The sequence below is a fragment of the Kitasatospora sp. SC0581 genome, from assembly GCF_048159585.1.
Classification (GTDB): Bacteria; Actinomycetota; Actinomycetes; order Streptomycetales; family Streptomycetaceae; genus Kitasatospora.
The window spans coordinates 269,275-290,532 of sequence record NZ_JBLRWA010000002.1 but is presented as its reverse complement, the minus strand read 5'-3'; the positions used below and the strand labels follow the sequence as shown (position 1 = coordinate 290,532).

Annotated in this window: 13 protein-coding genes; 6 read left to right on the top strand and 7 right to left on the bottom strand. The window is 73.7% G+C overall.

The window, feature by feature from the left end; all coding sequences use genetic code 11:
- Positions 1-210 precede the first annotated feature (210 nt).
- Entirely contained in the window at positions 211-1,179 is a 969-nt protein-coding gene (locus tag ACLWS4_RS04445; RefSeq protein ID WP_416873412.1) for a phosphatase PAP2 family protein, read from the top strand.
- Between the two features lie 76 nt (positions 1,180-1,255).
- Here the strand turns inward: ACLWS4_RS04445 and ACLWS4_RS04440 are convergent, their stop codons facing one another.
- Positions 1,256-4,282 carry a bifunctional [glutamine synthetase] adenylyltransferase/[glutamine synthetase]-adenylyl-L-tyrosine phosphorylase gene (locus ACLWS4_RS04440; protein WP_375874044.1) on the bottom strand — a complete coding sequence of 1,009 codons (3,027 nt, stop codon included), beginning with the start codon at positions 4,280-4,282 and terminating at the stop codon, positions 1,256-1,258.
- Between the two features lie 189 nt (positions 4,283-4,471).
- On the opposite strand from ACLWS4_RS04440, the gene ACLWS4_RS04435 reads away from it, so the two are divergent.
- The gene (locus tag ACLWS4_RS04435) at positions 4,472-5,680 is read left to right on the top strand and encodes an acyltransferase family protein (protein ID WP_416873411.1); all 1,209 of its coding nucleotides are present in this window, start codon (positions 4,472-4,474) and stop codon (positions 5,678-5,680) included.
- On the opposite strand, the gene ACLWS4_RS04430 is transcribed toward ACLWS4_RS04435, so the two are convergent.
- Complete coding sequence (locus tag ACLWS4_RS04430; protein WP_416873410.1) at positions 5,647-7,107, bottom strand: hypothetical protein; 1,461 nt, start codon at positions 7,105-7,107, stop codon at positions 5,647-5,649. The two genes, ACLWS4_RS04435 and ACLWS4_RS04430, sit on opposite strands and share 34 nt — an antisense overlap.
- A 182-nt stretch (positions 7,108-7,289) precedes the next feature.
- On the bottom strand, positions 7,290-8,651 hold the full coding sequence (gene glnA, locus ACLWS4_RS04425) for a type I glutamate--ammonia ligase (RefSeq protein ID WP_049652796.1): 1,362 nt from the start codon (positions 8,649-8,651) through the stop codon (positions 7,290-7,292).
- A 174-nt stretch (positions 8,652-8,825) separates the two neighbouring features.
- Between glnA and ACLWS4_RS04420 the strand changes: the two genes are divergently transcribed.
- Positions 8,826-10,580: an NAD+ synthase gene (locus tag ACLWS4_RS04420; protein ID WP_416873409.1), complete on the top strand. Its 1,755-nt coding sequence runs from the start codon at positions 8,826-8,828 to the stop codon at positions 10,578-10,580.
- Between the two features lie 33 nt (positions 10,581-10,613).
- On the opposite strand, the gene ACLWS4_RS04415 is transcribed toward ACLWS4_RS04420, so the two are convergent.
- From ACLWS4_RS04415 to ACLWS4_RS04405, 3 genes are all read right to left on the bottom strand, one after another.
- On the bottom strand, positions 10,614-11,669 hold the full coding sequence (locus ACLWS4_RS04415) for an endonuclease/exonuclease/phosphatase family protein (RefSeq protein WP_416873408.1): 1,056 nt from the start codon (positions 11,667-11,669) through the stop codon (positions 10,614-10,616).
- Between the two features lie 287 nt (positions 11,670-11,956).
- On the bottom strand, positions 11,957-12,586 hold the full coding sequence (locus tag ACLWS4_RS04410) for a TetR/AcrR family transcriptional regulator (protein ID WP_049652790.1): 630 nt from the start codon (positions 12,584-12,586) through the stop codon (positions 11,957-11,959).
- Between the two features lie 160 nt (positions 12,587-12,746).
- Positions 12,747-14,354, bottom strand: coding sequence for an MFS transporter (locus ACLWS4_RS04405; RefSeq protein ID WP_117487485.1), 1,608 nt, complete (start codon positions 14,352-14,354; stop codon positions 12,747-12,749).
- 322 nt (positions 14,355-14,676) lie between these two features.
- Here ACLWS4_RS04405 and panB point away from each other — a divergent pair, with 322 nt between their 5' ends.
- The 3 genes from panB to ACLWS4_RS04390 all read left to right on the top strand — a co-directional run bounded on the left by panB (position 14,677) and on the right by ACLWS4_RS04390 (position 17,552).
- Positions 14,677-15,546, top strand: coding sequence for a 3-methyl-2-oxobutanoate hydroxymethyltransferase (panB, locus tag ACLWS4_RS04400; protein WP_416873407.1), 870 nt, complete (start codon positions 14,677-14,679; stop codon positions 15,544-15,546).
- A 153-nt stretch (positions 15,547-15,699) separates the two neighbouring features.
- Positions 15,700-16,722, top strand: coding sequence for an ATP-binding cassette domain-containing protein (locus tag ACLWS4_RS04395; protein ID WP_380738806.1), 1,023 nt, complete (start codon positions 15,700-15,702; stop codon positions 16,720-16,722).
- Positions 16,719-17,552 carry an ABC transporter permease gene (locus ACLWS4_RS04390; protein ID WP_074000854.1) on the top strand — a complete coding sequence of 278 codons (834 nt, stop codon included), beginning with the start codon at positions 16,719-16,721 and terminating at the stop codon, positions 17,550-17,552. Before ACLWS4_RS04395 ends, ACLWS4_RS04390 begins: the two co-directional genes overlap by 4 nt.
- Before the next feature lie 185 nt (positions 17,553-17,737).
- On the opposite strand, the gene ACLWS4_RS04385 is transcribed toward ACLWS4_RS04390, so the two are convergent.
- Positions 17,738-21,091 (bottom strand): ATP-binding protein, encoded by a 3,354-nt coding sequence (locus tag ACLWS4_RS04385; RefSeq protein WP_416873406.1) that lies wholly within the window; start codon positions 21,089-21,091, stop codon positions 17,738-17,740.
- Between the last annotated feature and the right edge of the window lie 167 nt (positions 21,092-21,258).

The window sequence follows — 21,258 nt, the reverse complement described above, 5'->3', positions numbered from 1 at the left end:
GAGGACCGTCTCCGACCACCCCGATTACTCCCCTGGAGCGACGCGCGTGACAATGGGACGTATGTCCGTCCCACCGGTATGCACCCAACCCCCGAGCACCCCCTACCCCGGTGGGCGCCGGCCCCTACCCCTCAAGGGGGACAGCCGGTGAAGAATCCACTTCCAGAGGATGAGCAGACGGCTACGAGCGGTCTGGCAGACTTGCCGTCCATGGGGGAACCGACCGAGATCCAGCGAGGCGACGCCCGGCGCGCCGACGCGGCCAGCGGTGGCGGTTCCGAAGCAGCGAAGGCCGTCCCCGGCCGCCTGCCCGATGGAGCCACCCGTGCCGCCCAGTCCCGTACCGCCGCCCTGCGCAGCCGCATCAGCGCCCAGCGCCGCTCACCGGCCAGGCCGCGGATCTGGTTCGAGCTGGCGCTGATCGGGATCAGCTACTGGGTCTACTCGATCGTGCGCAACGCGGTTCCCGAACAGGAAGCGATAGCCCAGAAGCACGCGAGCTGGATCTGGGACCTGGAGAACCACCTCGGCATCGCCGTCGAGCGCTCGATCAACCACGCCGTGGACAGCGTCGGGTGGCTCATCACGGGGATGAACTACTACTACGCGACCTTGCACTTCGTGATCACGATAGGCGTGCTGGTCTGGCTCTACCGCAGCCACCCCGGGCGCTACGTCGCGGCCCGCACGGTGCTGTTCGTGACCACCGGGATCGCCCTGGTCGGCTTCTACTTCTTCCCGCTGGCCCCGCCCCGGCTGATGACCGACGGCGGCTTCATCGACACCGTGAAGGTCCACGGCACCTGGGGCTCGATGGCCTCCGGGCCCGCCGCGCACGTCTCCAACCAGTACGCGGCCATGCCCTCGATGCACATCGGCTGGTCGATGTGGTGCGGTCTGGCGATCTTCTTCCTGGCCCGCCGCACCTGGGTCAGGGTGCTCGGCCTGATGTACCCGGCCGCCACCCTGGTGGTGATCGTCTCCACCGCCAACCACTTCTGGATGGACGCCGTCGGCGGCGAGCTCTGCCTGATGGTGGGCTTCCTCACCGCCCGCTGGATGTACCACGAGTGGGTCTACCGGCTGCCGAAGGTGCCCGCCCGGGAGACGCCGGCCGACCGGCCGATCACCGTCCCGGAGCAGTGGAGCGAGCCCGCGGTCAGCAGCGCGCGCCGCTAGCGCCTGTCTTCGAAGGGGCCCCGACCGGGGCCCCTTTCGCGTACCCGGGGCGGGCCGTCCCCGTGCGCGGCACCGGTCAGTCGGCGCCGTAGAACAGCCGGTCCACCACCGCCCGGGCCCGCCGGGTGGTCCGCCGGTAGTCGTCCAGCAGCTCGCCGCTGTGCCCGGAGCCGTACCCGAGGTAGCGGGCCACCCCCGCCAGCTCCCGGGCCTCCCCCGGGAAGCTGTCCCCGGGCCGCCCGCGCACCAGCATCACCGCCGCCCGCACCCGGGAGGCCAGCACCCAGGCCGTGTCCAGCACCTCGGCGTCCTCCGGCTCGACCAGCCCGGCCTCCGCGGCCGCGGCCAGCGCCGCCCTGGTCCGGGTGGTGCGCAGGGCCGGCAGCTCGTACCCGTGCCGGAGCTGCAGCAGCTGCACCGTCCACTCGACGTCCGCCAGCCCGCCCCGGCCGATCTTGGTGTGGGTGGTCGGGTCGGCCCCGCGCGGCAGCCGCTCGGCCTCGATCCGCGCCTTGATCCGGCGGATCTCCACCAGGTCCCGCTCCGGCACCCCGCCGCCGGGGTAGCGCAGCGGGTCGATCAGCTGCCGGAACCGCGCGCCCAGCTCCTCGTCCCCGGCCACCGGTTCGGCCCGCAGCAGCGCCTGGCTCTCCCAGGCGTGCGACCAGCGCCGGTAGTACGCCGCGTACGAGGCCAGGGTGCGCACCAGCGGGCCGCTGCGGCCCTCCGGCCGCAGGTCGGCGTCGACCAGCAGCGGCGGCTCGGTGGACGGCGCGCCCAGCTGGGCGCGCAGCTCGTGGCAGACCGCCTGGGCGGCCCGGGCGGCCGCCTCCTCCAGCGAGCCGAGCAGCGGCTCGTGGACGAAGAGCACGTCCGCGTCCGAGCCGTAGCCCAGCTCGTGGCCGCCGAAGCGGCCCATCGCGATCACCGCGATCCGGGTCGGCAGGTCCCCGTGCTCGGCCTCCCAGCCGGCCACGCAGGCGCGCAGCGCGCCGCCCAGGGTGGCGGCGTTGAGCGCGGTGAGCGCCTCCCCCGCGGTGTCCAGCGCCTCGGCCGGGTCCTCCCCGAGCCGCCCGAGCACGTCCGCGGCGGCGGTGCGGAACAGCTCGCGGCGGCGCACCGAGCGGGCGGCGGCCACCGCGGCGTGGGTGGACCCGGCCCGGCCGACGGCGGCCAGTATCTCCGACTGCAGCGCCGCCCGGCCGCGCGGTTCCAGGCCGTGCGGGTCGCCCAGCATGGCCACCGCCTCGGGGGCGCGCAGCAGCAGGTCGGGGGCGAGCCGACCGGCCGACAGCACCCGGGCCAGCTGTTCTGCGGCGGCGCTCTCGTCGCGCAGCAGCCTCAGGTACCAGGGGGTGCGGCCGAGCGCGTCGGAGACCTGGCGGAAGTTGAGCAGCCCGGCGTCCGGGTCCGCGGACTCGGCGAACCAGCCGAGCAGCACCGGCAGCAGGGTGCGCTGGATCGCCGCCTTGCGGCTCACCCCGGAGGCGAGCGCGCTGAGGTGCCGCAGCGCGGCGGCCGGGTCCGCGTAGCCCAGCGCCTCCAGCCGGGCCCGGGCCGCCTCCGGGCTGAGCCCGGTGGCGCCCGGCGGAAGTTCGGCGACGGCGTCGAGCAGCGGCCGGTAGAACAGCTTCTCGTGCAGCCGCCGGACCTCCATCGCGTGCCGCTTCCACTCGCGCTGCAGCGCGGCCACCGGGTCGGCGCGGGTGTCGTCGTTGATCAGCGCCGCCAGCGAGCGGGCCAGCCGGCGCAGGTCCTCGGCCCCGGTGGGCATCAGGTGGGTGCGGCGCAGCCGGTACAGCTGGATGCGGTGCTCCAGCGAGCGCAGGAAGCGGTACGCGGCGTCCAGCGAGGCGGCGTCCGCCCGGCCGACGTAGCCGCCCCGGGAGAGCGCGGCCAGCGCCTCCAGGGTGTTGCCGCTGCGCAGCGCCGGGTCGGTGCGGCCGTGCACCAGCTGGAGCAGTTGGACGGAGAACTCGACGTCGCGCAGCCCGCCCGGGCCGAGCTTGAGCTGGCGGTCCAGCTCGGTGGCCGGGATGGAGTCGATCACCCGGCGGCGCATCTGCTGCACGTCGGCGACGAAGTTCTCCCGGGCGGCGGCCTGCCAGACCATCGGGGCGAGCGCCGCCACGTACGCGGCGCCGAGCTCGGCGTCCCCGGCGACCGGGCGGGCCTTGAGCAGCGCCTGGAACTCCCAGGTCTTGGCCCAGCGCTGGTAGTAGGCGAGGTGGCTGGCCAGGGTGCGCACCAGCGGGCCGTTGCGGCCCTCGGGGCGCAGGTTGGCGTCCACCGGCCAGATGGTGCCCTCGCCGGTGGTGTCCGCGCACAGCCGGGTGAGGGCGGCGGCCAGCCGGGTGGCGGCCTTGAGCGCCTCGTGCTCGTCCACGCCCTCGCGCGGCTCGGCGACGAAGACCACGTCCACGTCCGAGACGTAGTTGAGCTCGCGGCCGCCGCACTTGCCCATGCCGATCACGGCGAGCCGGCAGGCCGCGGCCGCCTCCGGGTCCTGCTCGGCGGCGAGGTCCAGGGCGGTCTGGAGGGTGGCGCCGGCCAGGTCGGCGAGTTCGGCGGCGGTCTGCGCGAGGTCGGTGGTGCCGGTGAGGTCGCGGGCGGCGATGGCGAGCAGGCAGCGGCGGTAGGCGACGCGCAGCGCGTTCGCGGGGCCGAGGGTGTCGTCCCGGACGCCCTCGGCGAGGGAGCGGCGGAAGTCCTCCGGGCCGGGGTGCATGTCGCGCAGTTCGAAGGTGACCAGCACGTGCCAGTCGTGCGGGTGCCGGGCCAGGTGGTCGCCGAGCGCGGTGGAGACGCCGAGCACGCCGAGCAGCCGGTCGCGCAGCGGCTTGGAGGTGGTGAGGGTGTCGCGCAGGGTGTGCCGGTCGGCCTCGTCGGCGGCCTCCAGCAGCCGGGACAGGCCGAGCAGCGCGAGGTCGGGGTCGGCGGTGGCGCCGAGCGCGTCCAGCAGCACGGGGTCGTCGGCCAGGCCCTCCAGCCCGGGGCCCTCCAACAGCCGCACCGCCCGCGCCGGGTCGGTGAACCCGCGCCGGACCAGCCGGTTCTCCGGCCGGCTGACCCGGCTCCCGGCCCGCTGCTCCTCCACCGCCATCGGCCCCTCCATCCGTCCGTCCAGGGGCCCGTCCGGGCCTGGCAGGTCCGTCCGGGCCCTAGCAGGTTACGCGCCCCGGCACCCGGTCGCCGGACGCGACCGCCCGCCGCCGTCGGCGTGACCTCGGCCCCGCCGTGCTCGTTCACCCGGGCGCCGCCCCCGTCCCCCGCCCCCGTCCCCGGAGCGCCGATGCCCACGACCGGCCCCAGCCGCCTGCCCTCGCTCACCGGGCTGCGCTTCTGGGCCGCCCTGCTGGTGGTGCTCTACCACCTCTCCCGCAAGGTGGGCGAGCTGCCGCTGCTCAGCCCGCTCGCCTGGTACGGCCGTTCGGGCGTGACGTTCTTCTTCGTGCTCTCCGGTTTCGTGCTGGCCTGGACGTACGGGGCCTCGCCCGCCCGGCCGTGGGTCTTCGCCCGCCGCCGGTTCGCCCGGATCTGGCCGCTGCACGTGCTGACCACCGCGCTGTCCCTGGGCGCGGACGCGGCGATCGGCGCGGTGCTGCCGGTGGCGGCGGCGCTCTGGTCGCTGGCGCTGGTGCACCCGTGGGCGCTGCCCACCCTGTACGGCGGCAACCCGGCCTCCTGGTCGCTGGGCGCCGAGGCCTGGTTCTACCTGCTGTTCCCGCCGCTGCTGCGCCTGCTGGCCCCGCGCCGGCGCGCCTGGCTGCCGCTCGCGGCCCTGTGCGCCGTGCTCGGCCCGGTGCTGTGGGCGGCCGGCGCCCTGCTGCCCGCCGACCCGACGGTGCGCGGCTGGCTGCTGGACTACCTGCCGCCGGCCCGGACCCCGCAGTTCGTCCTGGGCGTGGTCACCGGCCTGGCCGTGCGGCACGGCGTGCTCCCCCGGGTGCGCCTCCTGCGGCCGGGGCTCCTCCCGGCGGCCGCCGCCGTGCTGCTCTTCCACGTCCTGCTGGTCCCCTGGCACGCCGCCGTCCCGGACTCCTCCTGGTACGGCCCGTACAGCGCCTCCCAGTTGCTGTCCGCACCGCTGTTCGCCGCCCTGCTGGCGGCCGCCGCCCGGCGGGACGCCGCCGGGGCCCCGCCCCGGCTGCTGGCGGGCCGGACGGCCGTGCGGCTCGGCGAGTGGTCGTACGCCTGGTACCTGGTGCACGAGATCGGCGTCCGCTGCTGGCTGGCCGTCCAGGGCCGCCCGGCGCCGGGGGCCGCGACGCTCGGCGTCTGGCTGCTGCTGGCGGGCGGCTCGCTGGTGGCCGCGGGGGCCCTGTACCGCTGGGTGGAGCGCCCCTGCGAGCGGCTGCTGCGCGGTGCCCCGCGGGGCCGGGACGCGGCGGCGCCGCTGCCGCCCCGCGCGGTGCGGGTGGTGCGGCAGCGGCGCCGTGGCCGGACGGTGGATCAGCCCTCGGCGGATCAGCCCTCGGTGGAGCCGTCCAGGTTGACGTAGGCGTAGAAGACGCCCAGGTCGTAGCCGTCCTTGTCGGTGTCGAACAGCACCTTGATGTCGGTGTCCCCGTTGCGCAGGAACGGCGAGATGTCCCAACGGTTGGAGTCGTAGCCGAAGTTGTTGCGGTTGTACGGGGTGCGGATGAACTGGTCGGCCGGGGTCAGCTCCTCGATGGTGGAGTTGAACGCGTCGTTGGAGGCGTGGTTGAGGTCCGAGAAGAGCGCCTGCGGGCCGTTGGTGGACTTGATGGCGAGGGTGTCGCCGGTCCACTTGAGGTCGCCGTCGTAGACGACGAAGCCGAGCTTGCCCGCGACCGGGCCGGCGGCGGGGGTCTGCAGCCCGGTGAGGTCGAACTCGCGCGGCGGGCTGTCCGGCAGCTCGACCCGGAAGCCGTCCCACAGGTGGATGTGCCGGTACGGCTTGCAGTCGTTCTCGTACGCGACCACGATCGTCCAGCCGCCCCAGCTGTGCGGCTTCACCACCGAGTCCATGTTGGCGACGGTGTAGGTGCCGTTGCCGGCCTGCCGGACCAGGTCGGTGATGTCGGCGGAGGCCTGGTAGCTGCTCTCCACGTCGGTGGTGATGTAGCCGATCGAGGGCTGGTCGTTGGCGATGTTGCGGTACTGGCCCTCACCCGGGACCTTCAGGTACACCTCGTCGATCTGGTTCTCCGGAAGCACGACGTCGTCGATGCCGCGGGTGCCGCCCCAGTACAGCCGGGCGTACTTGACCCGGGAGCCGTCGATCAGGCCCAGGTCGGCGGAGCTGGCGGAGTAGATCCCGTCGCCGAGCGGACCGACCGAGCCCGGGTCGATGTTGATGTACTTCATCTCGTACTTGTTGTTGATCGGCCGGGAGCCGAGGCCCTTGCGGGCGTCCTCGCAGGGCGGCTGCTCCGGGTCGAGCGGCGCCTTCGTCTCGTCGCAGGTCATCAGCGAGTTGCTGATCCGGGTGATGGAGCCGTGGAAGTCGCCCTCGAAGCGGGTGGTGAACGGCAGCTGGTTCTCGGCGATCGTGGTGGCCCGCTGCTGCGGGCGGTGCGGCTGCGGCGACTGCAGCGCCTGGAACGACTGGAGCGGGTTCTTCGACTGCAACGACTGCAGCAGCTCCAGCGGGTTCTTCGGGTGCAGCGGGAGCTGCGGGAGCTGCGAGCTCTGCGGGCTCTGCGGGCTCTGCGAGTTCTGCGGGCTCTGCGAGCTCTGTGGGGCCTGCGAGTTCTGCGAGTTCTGCGGGGCCTGCGAGTTCTGCGAGTTCTGCGGGTACTGCGCACCCGCGTTCGCACCGGTGCCCGTACCCGAACCGCGGGCGTCGGCGACGGTCGGGACGGCCAGCAGCTGGCCCGCGACGGCGGCCACGGCGGCACCCACGACGCAGGTCCGGCGGACGAGCAGTCGGGTGGCGGCGGCGCGACTGACGGAGGAGGTCATGTGATCCTCTTTCAGGATGAAACGGACATTCAGGCCCCATCGGACCATGACACCCGGTCATACAAGCTTCACATTCCGCCACCGCGACCGGCGATCCGTCGCAGATCCACTCCATAGGACGGCCCGCCGTCGTCCCTTCGGGCGACAGCGGGCCGGAAACGGTTTGAGCGGCCGTCAGCCGCTCACAGCACCTGGAGGTTCTTCCGCAGCTCGAACGGGGTGACCTCGGAGCGGTACTCCTCCCACTCCTTGTGCTTGTTGCGCAGGAAGAAGTCGAAGACGTGCTCGCCGAGGGTCTCGGCGACGAGCTCGCTGCGCTGCATCAGGTCGATGGCCTCGCCGAGGTTCTGCGGCATCGGCTGGATGCCGAGGGCCCGGCGCTCGGAGTCGGTCAGCGCCCACACGTCGTCGTCGGCGCCGGGCGGGAGCTCGTAGCCCTCCTCGATGCCCTTCAGGCCGGCCGCGAGGGTGACGGCGTAGGCGAGGTACGGGTTGCAGCCGGTGTCCAGGGAGCGGACCTCGATCCGGGTGGAGCCCTGCTTGCCCGGCTTGTACATCGGCACCCGGATCAGCGCCGAGCGGTTGTTGTGGCCCCAGCAGATGTACGAGGGCGCCTCGCCGCCGGCCCCGGCGGTGCGCTGGGAGCCGCCCCAGATCCGCTTGTAGGAGTTCACCCACTGGTTGGTGACGGCGGCCGTCTCGGCGGCGTGCTTCAGCAGCCCGGCGATGAAGGACCGGCCGACCTTGGAGAGCTGGTACTCGGCGCCGGACTCGTGGAAGGCGTTGCGGTCGCCCTCGAACAGCGAGACGTGGGTGTGCATGCCGCTGCCGGGGTGCTCGGAGAACGGCTTGGGCATGAAGCTCGCGTGCACGCCCTGCTCCAGCGCGACCTCCTTCATGACCAGCCGGAAGGTCATGATGTTGTCGGCGGTGGAGAGCGCGTCGGCGTAGCGCAGGTCGATCTCCTGCTGGCCGGGGGCGCCCTCGTGGTGCGAGAACTCGACCGAGATGCCCATCGACTCCAGCATGGTGATCGCCTGGCGGCGGAAGTCGTGGCCCACCCCGCGCGGGGTGTGGTCGAAGTAGCCGGACTGGTCGGCGGGGATCGGCGGGGTGCCGTCGCCGGGCAGGTTCTTCAGCAGGAAGAACTCGATCTCCGGGTGTGTGTAGAAGGTGAAGCCCTGCTCGGAGGCCTTCTCCAGGGTGCGCTTGAGCACGAACCGGGGGTCGGCGAAGGAGGGCGAGCCGTCCGGCATCAGGATGTCGCAGAACATCCGGGCGGTGCCCGGGGTCTCCGAGCGCCACGGCAGGATCTGGAAGGTGGTCGGATCCGGCTTGGCGATCATGTCGGACTCGTACACCCGGGCGAACCCCTCGATCGCCGAGCCGTCGAACCCGATGCCCTCCTCGAAGGCCTGCTCCAGCTCGGCCGGCGCCACCGCGACCGACTTCAGGAAGCCGAGCACGTCGGTGAACCACAGCCGGACGAACCGGATGTCACGCTCTTCGAGCGTCCGAAGCACGAACTGCTGCTGCTTGCCCATGGGGACAGTCTCACCTCTGCTCTTTACGCTCGTGTTACGCCCCGGAGGCCGTGGAAAGACCTCGTAAAGCGGTTGCCCCCATCATGGCCGATCCCCGCCCGGCCCGGCAGTGCCGACCCCCGCCGCCGACCCCTGCCCAGGACATTGCGTCAGTTAGACGATTACACTCGGGGCATGCCCAATCTCCGTCTCGCCCTGTGCCAGACCGACCCCTGGGTCGGTGACCTCGCCCGCAACGGCGACGAGGTGGTGCGCCTGACCAAGCAGGCCGCGGAGGCCGGCGCGCAGCTGGTCGCCTTCCCCGAGATGGCCCTCACCGGGTACCCGGTGGAGGACCTCGCCCTGCGCCACTCCTTCGTCGAGGCCTCCCGCGCCGCGCTGGTCGCCCTGGCCGCCCGGCTGGCGGCGGAGGGGCTGGGCGGGGTCCCGGTGGTGGTCGGCTACCTCGGGCGCTCCGAGCACGCCTCGCCGCGCTCCAACCGCCCGGCCGGCTCCCCGCAGAACTGCGCCGCCGTGCTGCACCGGGGCGAGGTGGTGACCCGCTTCGCCAAGCACCACCTGCCCAACTACGGCGTGTTCGACGAGTTCCGCTGGTTCGTCCCGGGCGACCAGCTGCCGGTGCTGCGGCTGCACGGGGTGGACGTCGCGCTGGCGATCTGCGAGGACATCTGGCAGGACGGCGGCCGGGTCACCGCCGCCCGCGAGGCCGGCGCCGGGCTGCTCCTGGTGGTCAACGGCTCCCCGTACGAGCGGAACAAGGACGACCAGCGGCTGGAGCTGGTGCGGCGCCGGGCCGCCGAGGCGGGCTGCGCCCTGGCGTACGTCAACATGGTCGGCGGCCAGGACGAGCTGGTCTTCGACGGCGACTCGATCGTGGTCGGCGCGGACGGTGAAGTCCTGGCCCGCGCCCCGCAGTTCGAGGAGCACCTGCTGGTGCTGGACCTCGACCTGCCGGCCGCCGCCGGCGACGACACCGACGGCCTGCTGCTCAGCGACGGGCTGCACCTGGTCCGTACCGAGCTGGGCGGCGAGCCGCAGGCCGCGCCCGCCGAACCGCTCACCGCCGGGGTGGCGCCGCGGCTGTCCGACGAGGCCGAGATCTGGGCCGCGCTGGTCTCCGGCACCCGGGCGTACGTGGCCAAGAACGGCTTCGACTCCGTGCTGATCGGCCTGTCCGGCGGCATCGACTCGGCACTGGTGGCCGCGATCGCGGTGGACGCCGTCGGCGCGCCGAACGTGCACTGCGTCTCGATGCCCAGCCGCTACTCCTCCCAGCACTCCCGGGACGACGCGGCCGAACTGGCCCGCCGGACCGGGCTGCGCTTCCGGACCGTCTCCATCGCCCCGATGTTCGACGCCTACCTGGGCGCCGTCGAGCTGACCGGCCTGGCCGAGGAGAACCTCCAGTCCCGGCTGCGCGGCACCCTGCTGATGGCGATCTCCAACCAGGAGGGGCACCTGGTGCTCGCGCCCGGCAACAAGAGCGAGCTGGCGGTCGGCTACTCGACCCTGTACGGCGACTCGGTGGGCGCCTACGGGCCCGTCAAGGACGTCTACAAGTCGCTGGTCTTCCGGCTGGCGCGCTGGCGCAACGAGGAGGCCGGGCGGCGCGGCGAGGTGCCGCCGATCCCGGAGCACACCATCACCAAGCCGCCGTCCGCCGAGCTGCGGCCGGACCAGGTGGACACCGACTCGCTGCCCGACTACGACCTGCTGGACAGCCTGCTGACCCGCTACATCGAGGGCGACGAGGGCCGGGACGCGATCGTGGCGGCCGGCTTCGACCCGGCCCTGGTGGACCGGGTGGTCCGGCTGGTCGACACCGCCGAGTACAAGCGGCGCCAGTACCCGCCGGGCCCGAAGATCTCGGCCAAGAACTTCGGCCGGGACCGCCGCCTGCCGATCACCAACCGCTGGCGCCGCGGCTGACCCCCACCCGGCCAGCGCTCACCCGGCCGACCCTCAGGAGGAGTACCGGTACGTGGCGGCCACCGGGAGGTGGTCGCTGCCGTCCCGGGGCAGGGTGCGGGAGTCCACCGGCTTCAGCCCGCCCTTGCTCATGATCTGGTCGATCCGGGCCATCGGGAAGGCGGCCGGCCAGCTGAAGCCGAAGCCGTCCCCGGCGGCGCCCTGGGCCGAGCGCATCTGCGAGGTGACCGGCGCCAGGCTGCGGTCGTTCATGGTGCCGTTGAGGTCGCCGAGCAGCAGGACCTTCTTCAGCGGCTCGGCCTGGATCGCGTCGCCGAGCGCCTGCGCGCTGACGTCCCGCTGGTTGACGGTGAAGCCGCCCTCGGCCTTCAGCCGCACCGAGGGCAGGTGCGCGACGTACACCGCGACCGGGCCCTGCGGGGTGGTGACCTCGGCCCGGAAGGCCCTGGTCCAGCCGATCTTCAGGTCCACCGGGGTGACGTCGCCGATCGGGTACTTCGACCAGAGCCCGACGGTGCCCTCCACGGTGTGGTTCGGGTAGGCGGCGGCGAGCCCGGTCTCGTACGAGCGCAGCTGCTTGCCGGCCAGCTCCTGCAGGGCGACGATCTGGGCGCCGGAGTCCACCAGGGTGCGGACGGTGCCCGGCACGTCGGTGTTGGCGGCGGCGACGTTGTGGCTGACCACCGTCCAGTCGCCCTTGCCGCCGCTCTTGTCGCTCAGCAGGCCGCCGAACAGGTTGGCCCAGAGCACGACGGGCAGCAGCAGGGCGATCAGCGCGGTGGCGGAGCGGCGCAGCAGCGCGGGCACCAGCAGCACCGGGACGGCCAGGCCCAGCCAGGGCAGGAAGGTCTCCAGCAGGCTGCCGAGGTTGCCGGCGCTGTTGGGGACCTCGGCGTGCAGGGCGATCAGCGCGGCGGTGAGCACGGCCAGCACGGCGACCACCAGGCCGCGCCGCCAGGTGGTGCTGCCGCGGGCGTCCCGGCCCCAGTGGCGCAGGCCGAGGAAGCCGCCCCGACGCGACGCGGGGGCCGGGCCGTCGGCGCCGCCCCCTGGGGCCGCGATCCGTTCGGTCCTGTCCGCCTGCGCCATGAAGTGGCTCCCGTTCGCTCGTGCCGCCGCCGTTCCGGTACCCGGACCGTCGAAGGTGCGGGCACGACCGGACCGGTGCCGGTTTGATCGGATACCCGGCTCAGCCTATGCCGGGACAGACGTCGGGCCCGCTGAGCGGGTTCCGGCGTGGCCCGGTTTGGTGAGCGAGGCCACGTCCGGTCCGGTGGGCGAGGCCACGTCCGGTCCGGTGGGCGCGGCCGCGTCCGGTCCGGCGGGCGAGGCCGCGTCCGGTCCGGCGGGCGCGGCCGGGGCGCCGTCCGGCCGGGTCAGCGGGGTGCGAGGCCTTCGAGCATGGAGTCGACCAGCTTGCGGGCCAGGTCCGGGTCCTCCAGGTCGGAGTCGTCCCACAGGATGCTGCGGTAGAGGATCGGCCCCATCAGCAGGTCGTTGAGCAGTTCCAGGTCGAGGTCGTCGCGGATCACGCCCTCGGCGACGGCCCGGCGGATCAGGCCGAGCCCGACCTCCCGGCGGGGCTTGATCACCCGTTCCCGGTAGGCGGTGTACAGCTCGGGCAGGGTCTGCATCTGGCCGAGGGCGGCCTTGAGCACCCAGCGGGTGCGCTTGGCCAGGCCGCGCCGGCGGACGTGGTCCACCAGGGCGATCAGGTCGGCCCGGGCGCCCGCGCCGGTGGGCTCCGGCAGCGGCTCCTCCAGTCGGCTGACCACGTCGACCAGCAGGGCCTCCTTGTTGGGCCAGCGCCGGTAGATGGTGGCCTTGCCGACGCCGGCGGCGGCGGCGATGCCCTCGATGGTGAGCTCGGACAGCGCGGTGCCGCCGGCCATCAGGTCCTCGACGGCCCCGAAGATGGCCTGCTCGGCGGCCTCGCTGCGGGGCCGGCCACGGCGTACCTCCGCGCAGTGCTGCCCGGTGCCGGCGGTCGGCGTGTCCGTCTTCATCCCCGCTGTCTCTCCCTCGTCCTCCCCGGTCGCCCTGGCGCCGTGGGGTGTCCTCCGGTGGGCCCTCGGCAGGGGGCCTGCCGGGACCGAGGCCCCGCCACCCGGGCGTACCCGGGTGACAGGGCCATTGTCACTCAGTCGCGGTACGGCCGGCCGCCGGTCAGGCGTCCGCGGCCGCGGACTCCCGCTCCTGGCCGCGCTGCTCGGGGGCCGGCCCGGCCGGTCCCGCTGGGGCGGCCGAGCGGCCCGGCAGCAGGAACCAGGCGACGACGGCGCCGATCACCGAGACGCCCACCGAGAGCGAGGCGACCACGTGCATGGCGTGGATGAAGGAGTCGTTCGCCGGGGCGACCAGCGCCTCGCCGCCGGGGATGCGGCCGGCGATGGCCAGGGTGGCCTCCAGCGACTCGCCGGCCTTGTCGCGCAGTCCCTCGGGCAGGTGGGTCAGGGTGTCGGCCATCCCGTCGCGGTAGACGGTGGAGAGCACCGCGCCGAGCACGGCGACCCCGAGCGAGCCGCCGACCTGGCGGAAGGTGTTGTTGACGGCCGAGCCGGCGCCGGCCTTCTCGCGGGGCAGCGAGGCCATGATCGCGACGGTGACCGGCGGCATGACGTGCGCCATGCCGGCGCCCATCACCAGGCCGAGCAGGACCAGCACCCAGATCGGGGTGGTGGCGGTCAGCACGACGTAGCCGACGAAGCCGAGCGCGACCAGCAGCATGCCGCCGGCGGCGGTGGCGGCGACGCCGAGGCGGTCGACCACCAGCCGGGCCCGCGGCGCGAACACCAGCTGGGCGGCGGCCAGCGGCAGCATCAGCACGCCGGCCTGGAGGGCGCTGTAGCCGCGCACGCTCTGGATGTAGAAGACGCCGAAGAAGGAGACGCCCATCAGCGCGAAGAAGATCACGCCGACGACCACCACGGAGGCGCTGAACACCCGGTTGCGGAACCAGGTGACGTCCAGCGCGGGGAACGCGGTGCGGCGCTCGTACCAGACGAAGGCGACCAGCGCGACCACGCCGACCAGGGTCGGCACCCAGGCCCCGGCCGCGGTGAAGTCGGCCAGCTCGCCACCCTTGATGATGCCGTAGATCAGCGCGACCAGGCCGATGATCGACAGCAGTACGCCGATCGGGTCCATCCGGCCCGGGTTGGGGTCCTTGGACTCGGGGACCAGGATCACCATCGCTATCACCGCGACGACAACGATCGGGACGTTGACCAGGAAGACCGAGCCCCACCAGAAGTGCTCGATCAGCAGGCCGCCGGTGATCGGGCCGATGGCGATGGCCAGGCCGACCGCGCCGGCCCAGATCCCGATCGCCTTGGGCTGCTCGGAGCGCTCGAAGACGTTCATGATGATCGCCAGCGTGGCGGGCATCGCGAGCGCGCCGCCGACGCCCATCAGGGCGCGGTAGCCGATGAGTTCACCGGGCGAGGCGGCCAGCGCGGACAGCAGCGAGGCGATCCCGAAGACCACCATGCCGGCCAGCAGCGCGCGCTTGCGGCCGAACCGGTCGCCGAGCAGGCCGGAGGTGAACAGCAGGCCGGCGAAGACCAGGGTGTAGGAGTTGATCGACCATTCCAGGTCGCTCTGGGTGGCCCCGAGGCCGACCGGCGCGGGGGTCGCGATGGTCTTCATCGCGACGTTGAGGATCGAGTTGTCGAGCACGACGACGAGCAGGGCGAGCAGCAGGGTGCCGAGGATCGCCCAGCGCCGACGGTGGATGGCTTCCGGCACGCGGGGTGGCGCGGCTGCGGTGGTCATGGGTGTTCCCGTCCGTGGTGGTGTGGCACTGGCGGGCAATTCCGAGCCGAATGCGTCTCGTAACCCCCCGCACCAGACTAGCGGCCGATACGATACGAGACGAACCCGTTTCGTAAAGAGCAGGCAAATTCGGGGGCCTCCCGCGCACCCCGGCGCGGGGCGCCCGCGCACCCGGTGCGGCGCGGATCGCACCCGGTGTGGCGTGGATCGCACCGGGACGAACGCACCCCTCTTTGCGCCGGAGCCGGGGCGTGCAAGCATGGAGGTGATCCGGGGACGCCGTACGGCGCCACGAGACGACAACCCTTCAGGAGTCCGTTCGATGAACGCTTCTACGCCTTCGCCTGCCCAGAACCAGGCGTCGACCACCACCCTCTACGGCGGGGTCACCAACCGCCGGGTCACCGTCCGCGACCTCGCCGCCGCCAAGCAGCGCAGCGAGAAGTGGTCGATGCTGACCGCCTACGACGCCCTCACCGCGGGCGTGTTCGACGAGGCCGGCATCCCGGTACTGCTGGTCGGCGACTCGGCGGGCAACTGCCACCTCGGCTACGAGACCACCGTCCCGGTGACCATGGATCAGATGGTGATGCTCTCCGCCGCCGTCGTCCGCGGCACCAAGCGGTCCATGATCGTCGCCGACCTGCCGTTCGGCTCCTACCAGGAGTCCCCCGCCCAGGCCATGCACAACGCGGCCCGGCTGATGAAGGAGGCCGGGGTCGGCGCGGTCAAGCTGGAGGGCGGGGAGCGCAGCGCCCGCTCGATCGAGCTGCTGGTCGAGGCTGGCGTCCCGGTGATGGCCCACATCGGCCTCACCCCGCAGTCCGTGCACGCCCTCGGCGGCTACCCGGTCCAGGGCCGGGGCGACGAGGCGGCCCACCAGCTGCTCCGCGACGCCAAGGCCGTCCAGCAGTCCGGCGCCTTCGCGGTCGTGCTGGAGGCCGTCCCGGCCGAGCTGGCCGCCCAGGTCACCGAGCAGCTGGCGATCCCGACCGTCGGCATCGGCGGCGGCCCGGACACCGACGCCCAGGTGCTGGTCTGGACCGACATGGCCGGCATGACGGCCGGCCGGGTGCCCAAGTTCGTCAAGCAGTACGCCGACCTGCGCACCGTCCTCGGCGACGCCGCCCGCGCCTACGCCCAGGACGTCCGCACCGGCGCCTTCCCCGCGGCCGAGCACAGCTTCACGTAAGGCCCGACGCAGCGGCCCCGCTCCCCCCGCCGGGAGCGGGGCCGCCGCCGTTCCCGGCCCCGCGGCGGCCGCTGACAGCGGCGTGACAGCGAACCGACAGCGCACCGCCCCGGCCGACAGGGAGCTGACAGCCGGGGCGGACAGCCTGGGGGCATGACACGAATCGCGACAGCCCCGAACGACCGGGGAACCACTTCCGGGAACGCCGTGGAGGTGCGGGGCATCGTCAAGCACTACGGCGAGACGAAGGCCCTCGACGGGGTCGACCTGACCGTCCGGGAGGGCACCGTGCTCGCCCTGCTCGGCCCCAACGGCGCGGGCAAGACCACCCTGGTGCGCGTCCTCTCCACCCTGATCAAGCCGGACGCCGGCACCGCGTACGTCGGCGGCTACGACGTGCTGCGCCAGCCCAAGCAGCTGCGCCGCACGATCGGCCTCACCGGCCAGTACGCCTCCGTGGACGAGCTGCTCTCCGGGTACGAGAACCTCTACCTCATCGGCCGGCTGCTCGACCTCCCGCGCCGGGAGGCCAGGGCCCGGGCCGCCGAGCTGCTGGAGCGCTTCTCGCTCACCGAGGCCGCCAAGCGGACCGCCAAGACCTACTCCGGCGGCATGCGCCGCCGCCTCGACCTGGCCGCCAGCATGATGGGCCGCCCCCGGGTGCTCTACCTGGACGAGCCCACCACCGGCCTGGACCCGCGCACCCGCAACGAGGTCTGGGACGAGGTGCAGCGGATGGTCGCCGAGGGCAGCACCGTGCTGCTGACCACCCAGTACATGGAGGAGGCGGAGCAGCTCGCGAACGAGCTGACCGTCATCGACCGCGGCCGGGTGATCGCCAACGGCGCCGTCTCCGAGCTCAAGGCCAAGGTCGGCGGCCAGACCCTCCAGGTTCGCCCGGCCCACCCGGCCGAGCTGCCCGAGATGGCCCGCTGCCTGCACGAGAGCGGCGTCCTCAACGCCACCGTCTCCACCGACACCGGGCTGCTCGCGGTGCCGATCACCGGCGAGGAGCAGCTGACCGCGGTGATCGGCGTGCTCGGCAGCCGCGGCTTCGCCATCGCCGGCATCGACACCAAGGTGCCCAGCCTGGACGAGGTCTTCCTCGCCATCACCGGCAAGCCCGCGTCCGCCGCCGTGCCCGCCCCCAGCCTCGCCAAGGAGCCCGTCGCATGACCACCGCCACGCTCACCCCCTCCCGGGCCCGGGACACCCGGCCCCCGGCGGAGGACTCCCGGATCGGCCTGACCGGCACCCTGCGCCACGTCGGCGCGCTGACCCGGCGCAACCTGATGCGGATCAAGGCCGACCCGGAGTCGATGTTCGACGCCGTGCTGATGCCCGTCATCTTCACCGTGCTGTTCGTCTACGTCTTCGGCGGCGCGATGGCCGGCGACCAGGACACCTACAAGCAGTACCTGATCCCCGGCCTGCTCGGGCAGACCGGCCTCACCCTCGCGATGGCCGTCGGCACCGGCCTCAACAGCGACTTCCAGAGCGGCGTGATGGACCGCTTCCGCACGCTGCCGATCGGCCGGGCCTCCGTCCTGCTGTCCAAGATCGTCGCCGAGACCCTCCGCGGGCTGCTCTCCTTCGCGATCCTGATCGGCTTCGCGATGTGCATCGGCTTCGAGGTGAAGACCGGACCGCTGGAGGTGCTGGCCACGATCGGCCTCGCCCTGCTGTTCGGCATGTCGATCGTCTGGATCTCGATGCTGCTGGGCATGGCCCTGCGCAGCGCCCAGGCCGTCCAGGGCGTGGCCATGCTGGTCCTGATGCCGATGCAGTTCGGCAGCTCGATCTTCGCCCGGACCGACACCATGCCGGGCTGGCTGCAGTCCTTCACCAAGGTCAACCCGCTCTCGGCGCTGGCCGACGCCTCCCGCTCCCTGCTCAACGGCACGGGTCCGGTGGCCCACCCGGTGATGATCGTGCTGATCTGGTCGGCCGCCGTCACCGCCGTCTTCGCCCCGCTGGCGGTCGCCCGGTTCCGCAAGCGGACCTGACCCCCATGACCACCGTCGGCTCCCCCGGCCCTCGCCGGGGAAGGCCGCCGGGCAGGACGGCCGGCCGCCCCGGACAGGCGCCGGCCGCCGTACGGGCCCGTGCGGCCGGTGACCAGGGGACGGGCACCGGCCGCACGGGCACCGGCTGTACGGGATCCGACCGCCCGGGCCCGACCGCGCCGTGGCTAGCCGAGCAGCCCCTCCAGCAGCTCGAAGACCTGCTCCTGGGTCATCCCGACCCCGCCGGCCCGGGCCTCCTCGTACCCCGCGTCCCCCAGCGACTCCCGCAGGGCCGCCTCCGAACGCGCCCGCTCGACCCGGTCCAGGTAGCCGCCCTTCGGGCCGTTCAGCCCGCCGTGGGCGCCGGCCAGCACGGCCGCCGCCCGGGCCCGCCCGAGGTCCCCGTCGCGCTGGGCGAAGCTGCCCAGCACCGCCGTCACCGCGGGCACCACCATGACCGTCATGTGCTCGGCGAAGCCGCTCGCGGCCGTCACCGCCCGCAGCTGCCGCCAGCCGGCGCGCAGCAGGTCGAGCCCCGCCTCCGGGTCCCCGGCCCGGGCGGTGATCCAGCCGCGGGCGCTCATCAGCATCCCGGTCACCAGGCTCGGCGCGAAGCCGCCGACCCGGACTATGTCCAGCTCGTCCAGCTCGGCCAGCGCCTGCGCGAACTCGCCGCGGTGGGCGTGGATGCCGCAGAGCGTCAGGTGGCCGAACATCAGCGCCCCGGTGGTGGCCTGGTTGAGGCCCGGGGTGTCGATGGAGGCCAGCGCCTCGCGGACGACCCGCTCGCCGTGCTCCATGTCCTGCTCCAGCAGGGCGGTGCCCAGGTTCACCCGCAGGATCGGCACCTCCTGCGGCGCCCCCAGCTCCTCGATCAGCTCGATCGCCCGCGCGTACGCCTCGGCGGCGGCCGCGGCCTCGCCCCGGTTGGCCAGCGACTCGCCGTGCGCGGACAGCGCCTGGGAGATCCCCCAGAGGTCGCCCGACTGCTCGTACAGCTCCAGCGAGCGGGCGCCGTCCTCGATGCTCTGCTCGGCGCCGCTCGGCCAGTCGTTCATCATCCTGGCCCGGACCTGCAGGATGAACGCCAGGTCGCTCGGCCCGCCGTACTGCTCGCAGCCCTGGACGGCGTCGTCCATCAGGTCCTTCATCATGTCCAGGCGGCCGGCCAGGAAGGCGCCGAACACCCGCATCAGCGCCGGGAAGCGGTAGGACTGCGGCAGGTCCGGGGTGTAGGCGTCCATCAGCCGCTGGGCGACCTCGATCGCCTCCGGGTCCCCGAGGACGTCCAGGTTGCCCTCGAACAGCCCGATCAGCCGGAACATCGCCAGCAGCCGGCGGGCCTCCTCGACCACCGCCGTCGGCAGCGGCAGGTCGTACGCCAGCACGCCGCGCTCCAGCGGCACCGCCCGCGGGGCGTCCGGGCCGAACGGGTCCGGGCCGAGCGCGGCGATCGCGGTGTACCAGGTGCGCGCCTCCATGCTGTAGCCGCGCAGCGACCAGTACCAGCTCATGCCGATGGCGAGGAGCAGCGCCTGCTCCTCGTCCCGCAGGTCGATCGCGCGGCGCAGCGCCGTCCGGATGTTGTCCTGCTCGCGCTCCAGCACCGTCAGCCAGTGCAGCTGCCGGGGGCCGTGGATCTCCGCGTCGGCGGCGGCGAGCAGGGTGCGGAAGTGCGCCAGGTGGCGGGCCTCGGTGGCGGCGCGCTCGGCGGCGGACCCGGCGAGGCGCTCGGTCGCGTACTCGTGGATGGTCTCCAGCATCCGGTAGCGCGGCAGGCTGGCCCCGTCCAGGTCGGCCACCAGCAGGGACTTGTCGACCAGCGACAGCAGCAGGTCGGCGACCTCGCCGGGGGCCACCTCGACGCCGTCGGCGCAGACCGCCTCGGCGTCCTCCAGCTGCCAGCCGCCCGCGAACACCGAGAGCCGGCGCAGCACCGCCCGCTCCCGCTTGCCCAGCAGGTCCCAGCTCCAGTCGACCACCGCGCGCAGCGTCTGCTGGCGCGGCAGCAGGGTGCGGCTGCCCGCGGTGAGCAGCGCGAACCGGCCGTCCAGCCGGTCGGCTATCTGGCGCGCCGTCATCACCCGCAGCCGGGCCGCGGCCAGTTCGATGGCCAGCGGCAGCCCGTCCAGCCGGCGGCAGATCTCGGCGCAGGCCTCCGGGTCGCCCTGCGGGTCGAAGCCGGGACGGGCGGCGGCGGCGCGCTCGACGAACAGCCGCAGCGCGACCGGGTCGGGCAGCGGCTCGACCGGCAGCACCGTCTCCCCGGGCACGCCCAGCGGCTCGCGGCTGGTGGCGAGCACCGTCAGCCCGGGGCACTCGGCGAGCAGGACGTCGGCGAGGTCGGCGGCGGCCTGGATCAGGTGCTCGCAGTTGTCCAGGACGAGCAGCATCCGGCGGTGGCCGCAGTGCTCGACCAGCCGGCGCACCGGGTCCTCGGCCCGCTTCTCGATCACCTCGGCGACCATGCTGGTGCTGTGCAGCACGATCTCGCGCAGGCCGAGCGCGGAGACCACGGCGGCGGGCACCGCGTCCGGGCTCTCCAGCGGGGCGAGTTCGGCCACCCAGACGCCGCCCGGCCAGCCCCCGGCGGCCTGTTCGGCGCGCCCGGCCTCGGTCGAGAGGCTGGTCTTGCCGGAGCCGCCGGGGCCGGTCAGCGTCACCAGCCGACGGTCCGTCAGCATCCCGCGCAGCGCGGCGAGATCGTCCTCGCGGCCGACGAAGCTGGTCAGCCGGCCGCGCAGGTTGCCGACGGCGCGCGGGAGTTGGGGGGCGGCGGCGGGTACGGACGCGGGCGCGGGCGCGGCGTGGACCGGCTCCGGCGCCTCCGGGGCGAGCAACTCGGCGTACAGGGACTGGAGTCCGCGGCCCGGGTCGGCGCCGAGCTCCTCGGCCAGGGCCCGCCTGGTCCGCTCGTAGTGGCGCAGCGCCTCGGCCGTCCGTCCGCTCTCGTGCAGCGCCCGGATCATCAGCAGCTGCAACGACTCGTCCAGCGGCTGCCGTTCGCACAGCTCGGCCAGCTCGGCGACCAGGTCGGCGGCGCGGCCGAGGCCGAGGTCGGCGGTGATCCGGTGGCGGCGGGCCTCCTCGCGCTGGGCCTCCAGCCGGACGGCCGGGCCGGTGCGGTCCGGCAGGTCGGCCAGCGCGGGGCCGCGCCACAGCGCCAGGGCGGCGCCCAGCCGCTCGGCGGCGAGCGCGTGGTCCCCGGTGTCCAGGGCGCGGCGGCCCTCGCCGGTCAGCCGCTGGAAGTCGGCGAGGTCGGTGGCCGGACCGGTCAGCCAGTACCCGGCCGGGCCGGAGCCGACCTCGTCCCGGCCGATGGTGCGGCGCAGCCGGCCGACCAGGGTCTGGAGCGCGGCGGAGGAGTCCTGGGGCGGCTCGGCCTCCCACACCTCGTCCACCAGCAGGTCGGCCGGCACCGGCCGGCCCTGCCGGAGGGCCAGGGCCGCGAGCAGGGCCCGTAGCCGGGCGCCGCCGATCGGTACCGGGGTGCCGTCGTCGTGGTGGGCCGTCGTGGTTCCGAGGATGCCGTAGTGCACCGGACCATTCTGGTCGATCGGCGGGGGAAGGGCCGCACAATTGTGCAGGGCCCGGCGCCCCGGCGGAACCGACCCCGGGCCCTCGGACGTTCACCGGAGGCGGCTTGTCCGGCCACCGGCCCGCCCGGCATGATCGGTCCCTGCCGGTCCTTCCCGTTCCCTCTGCC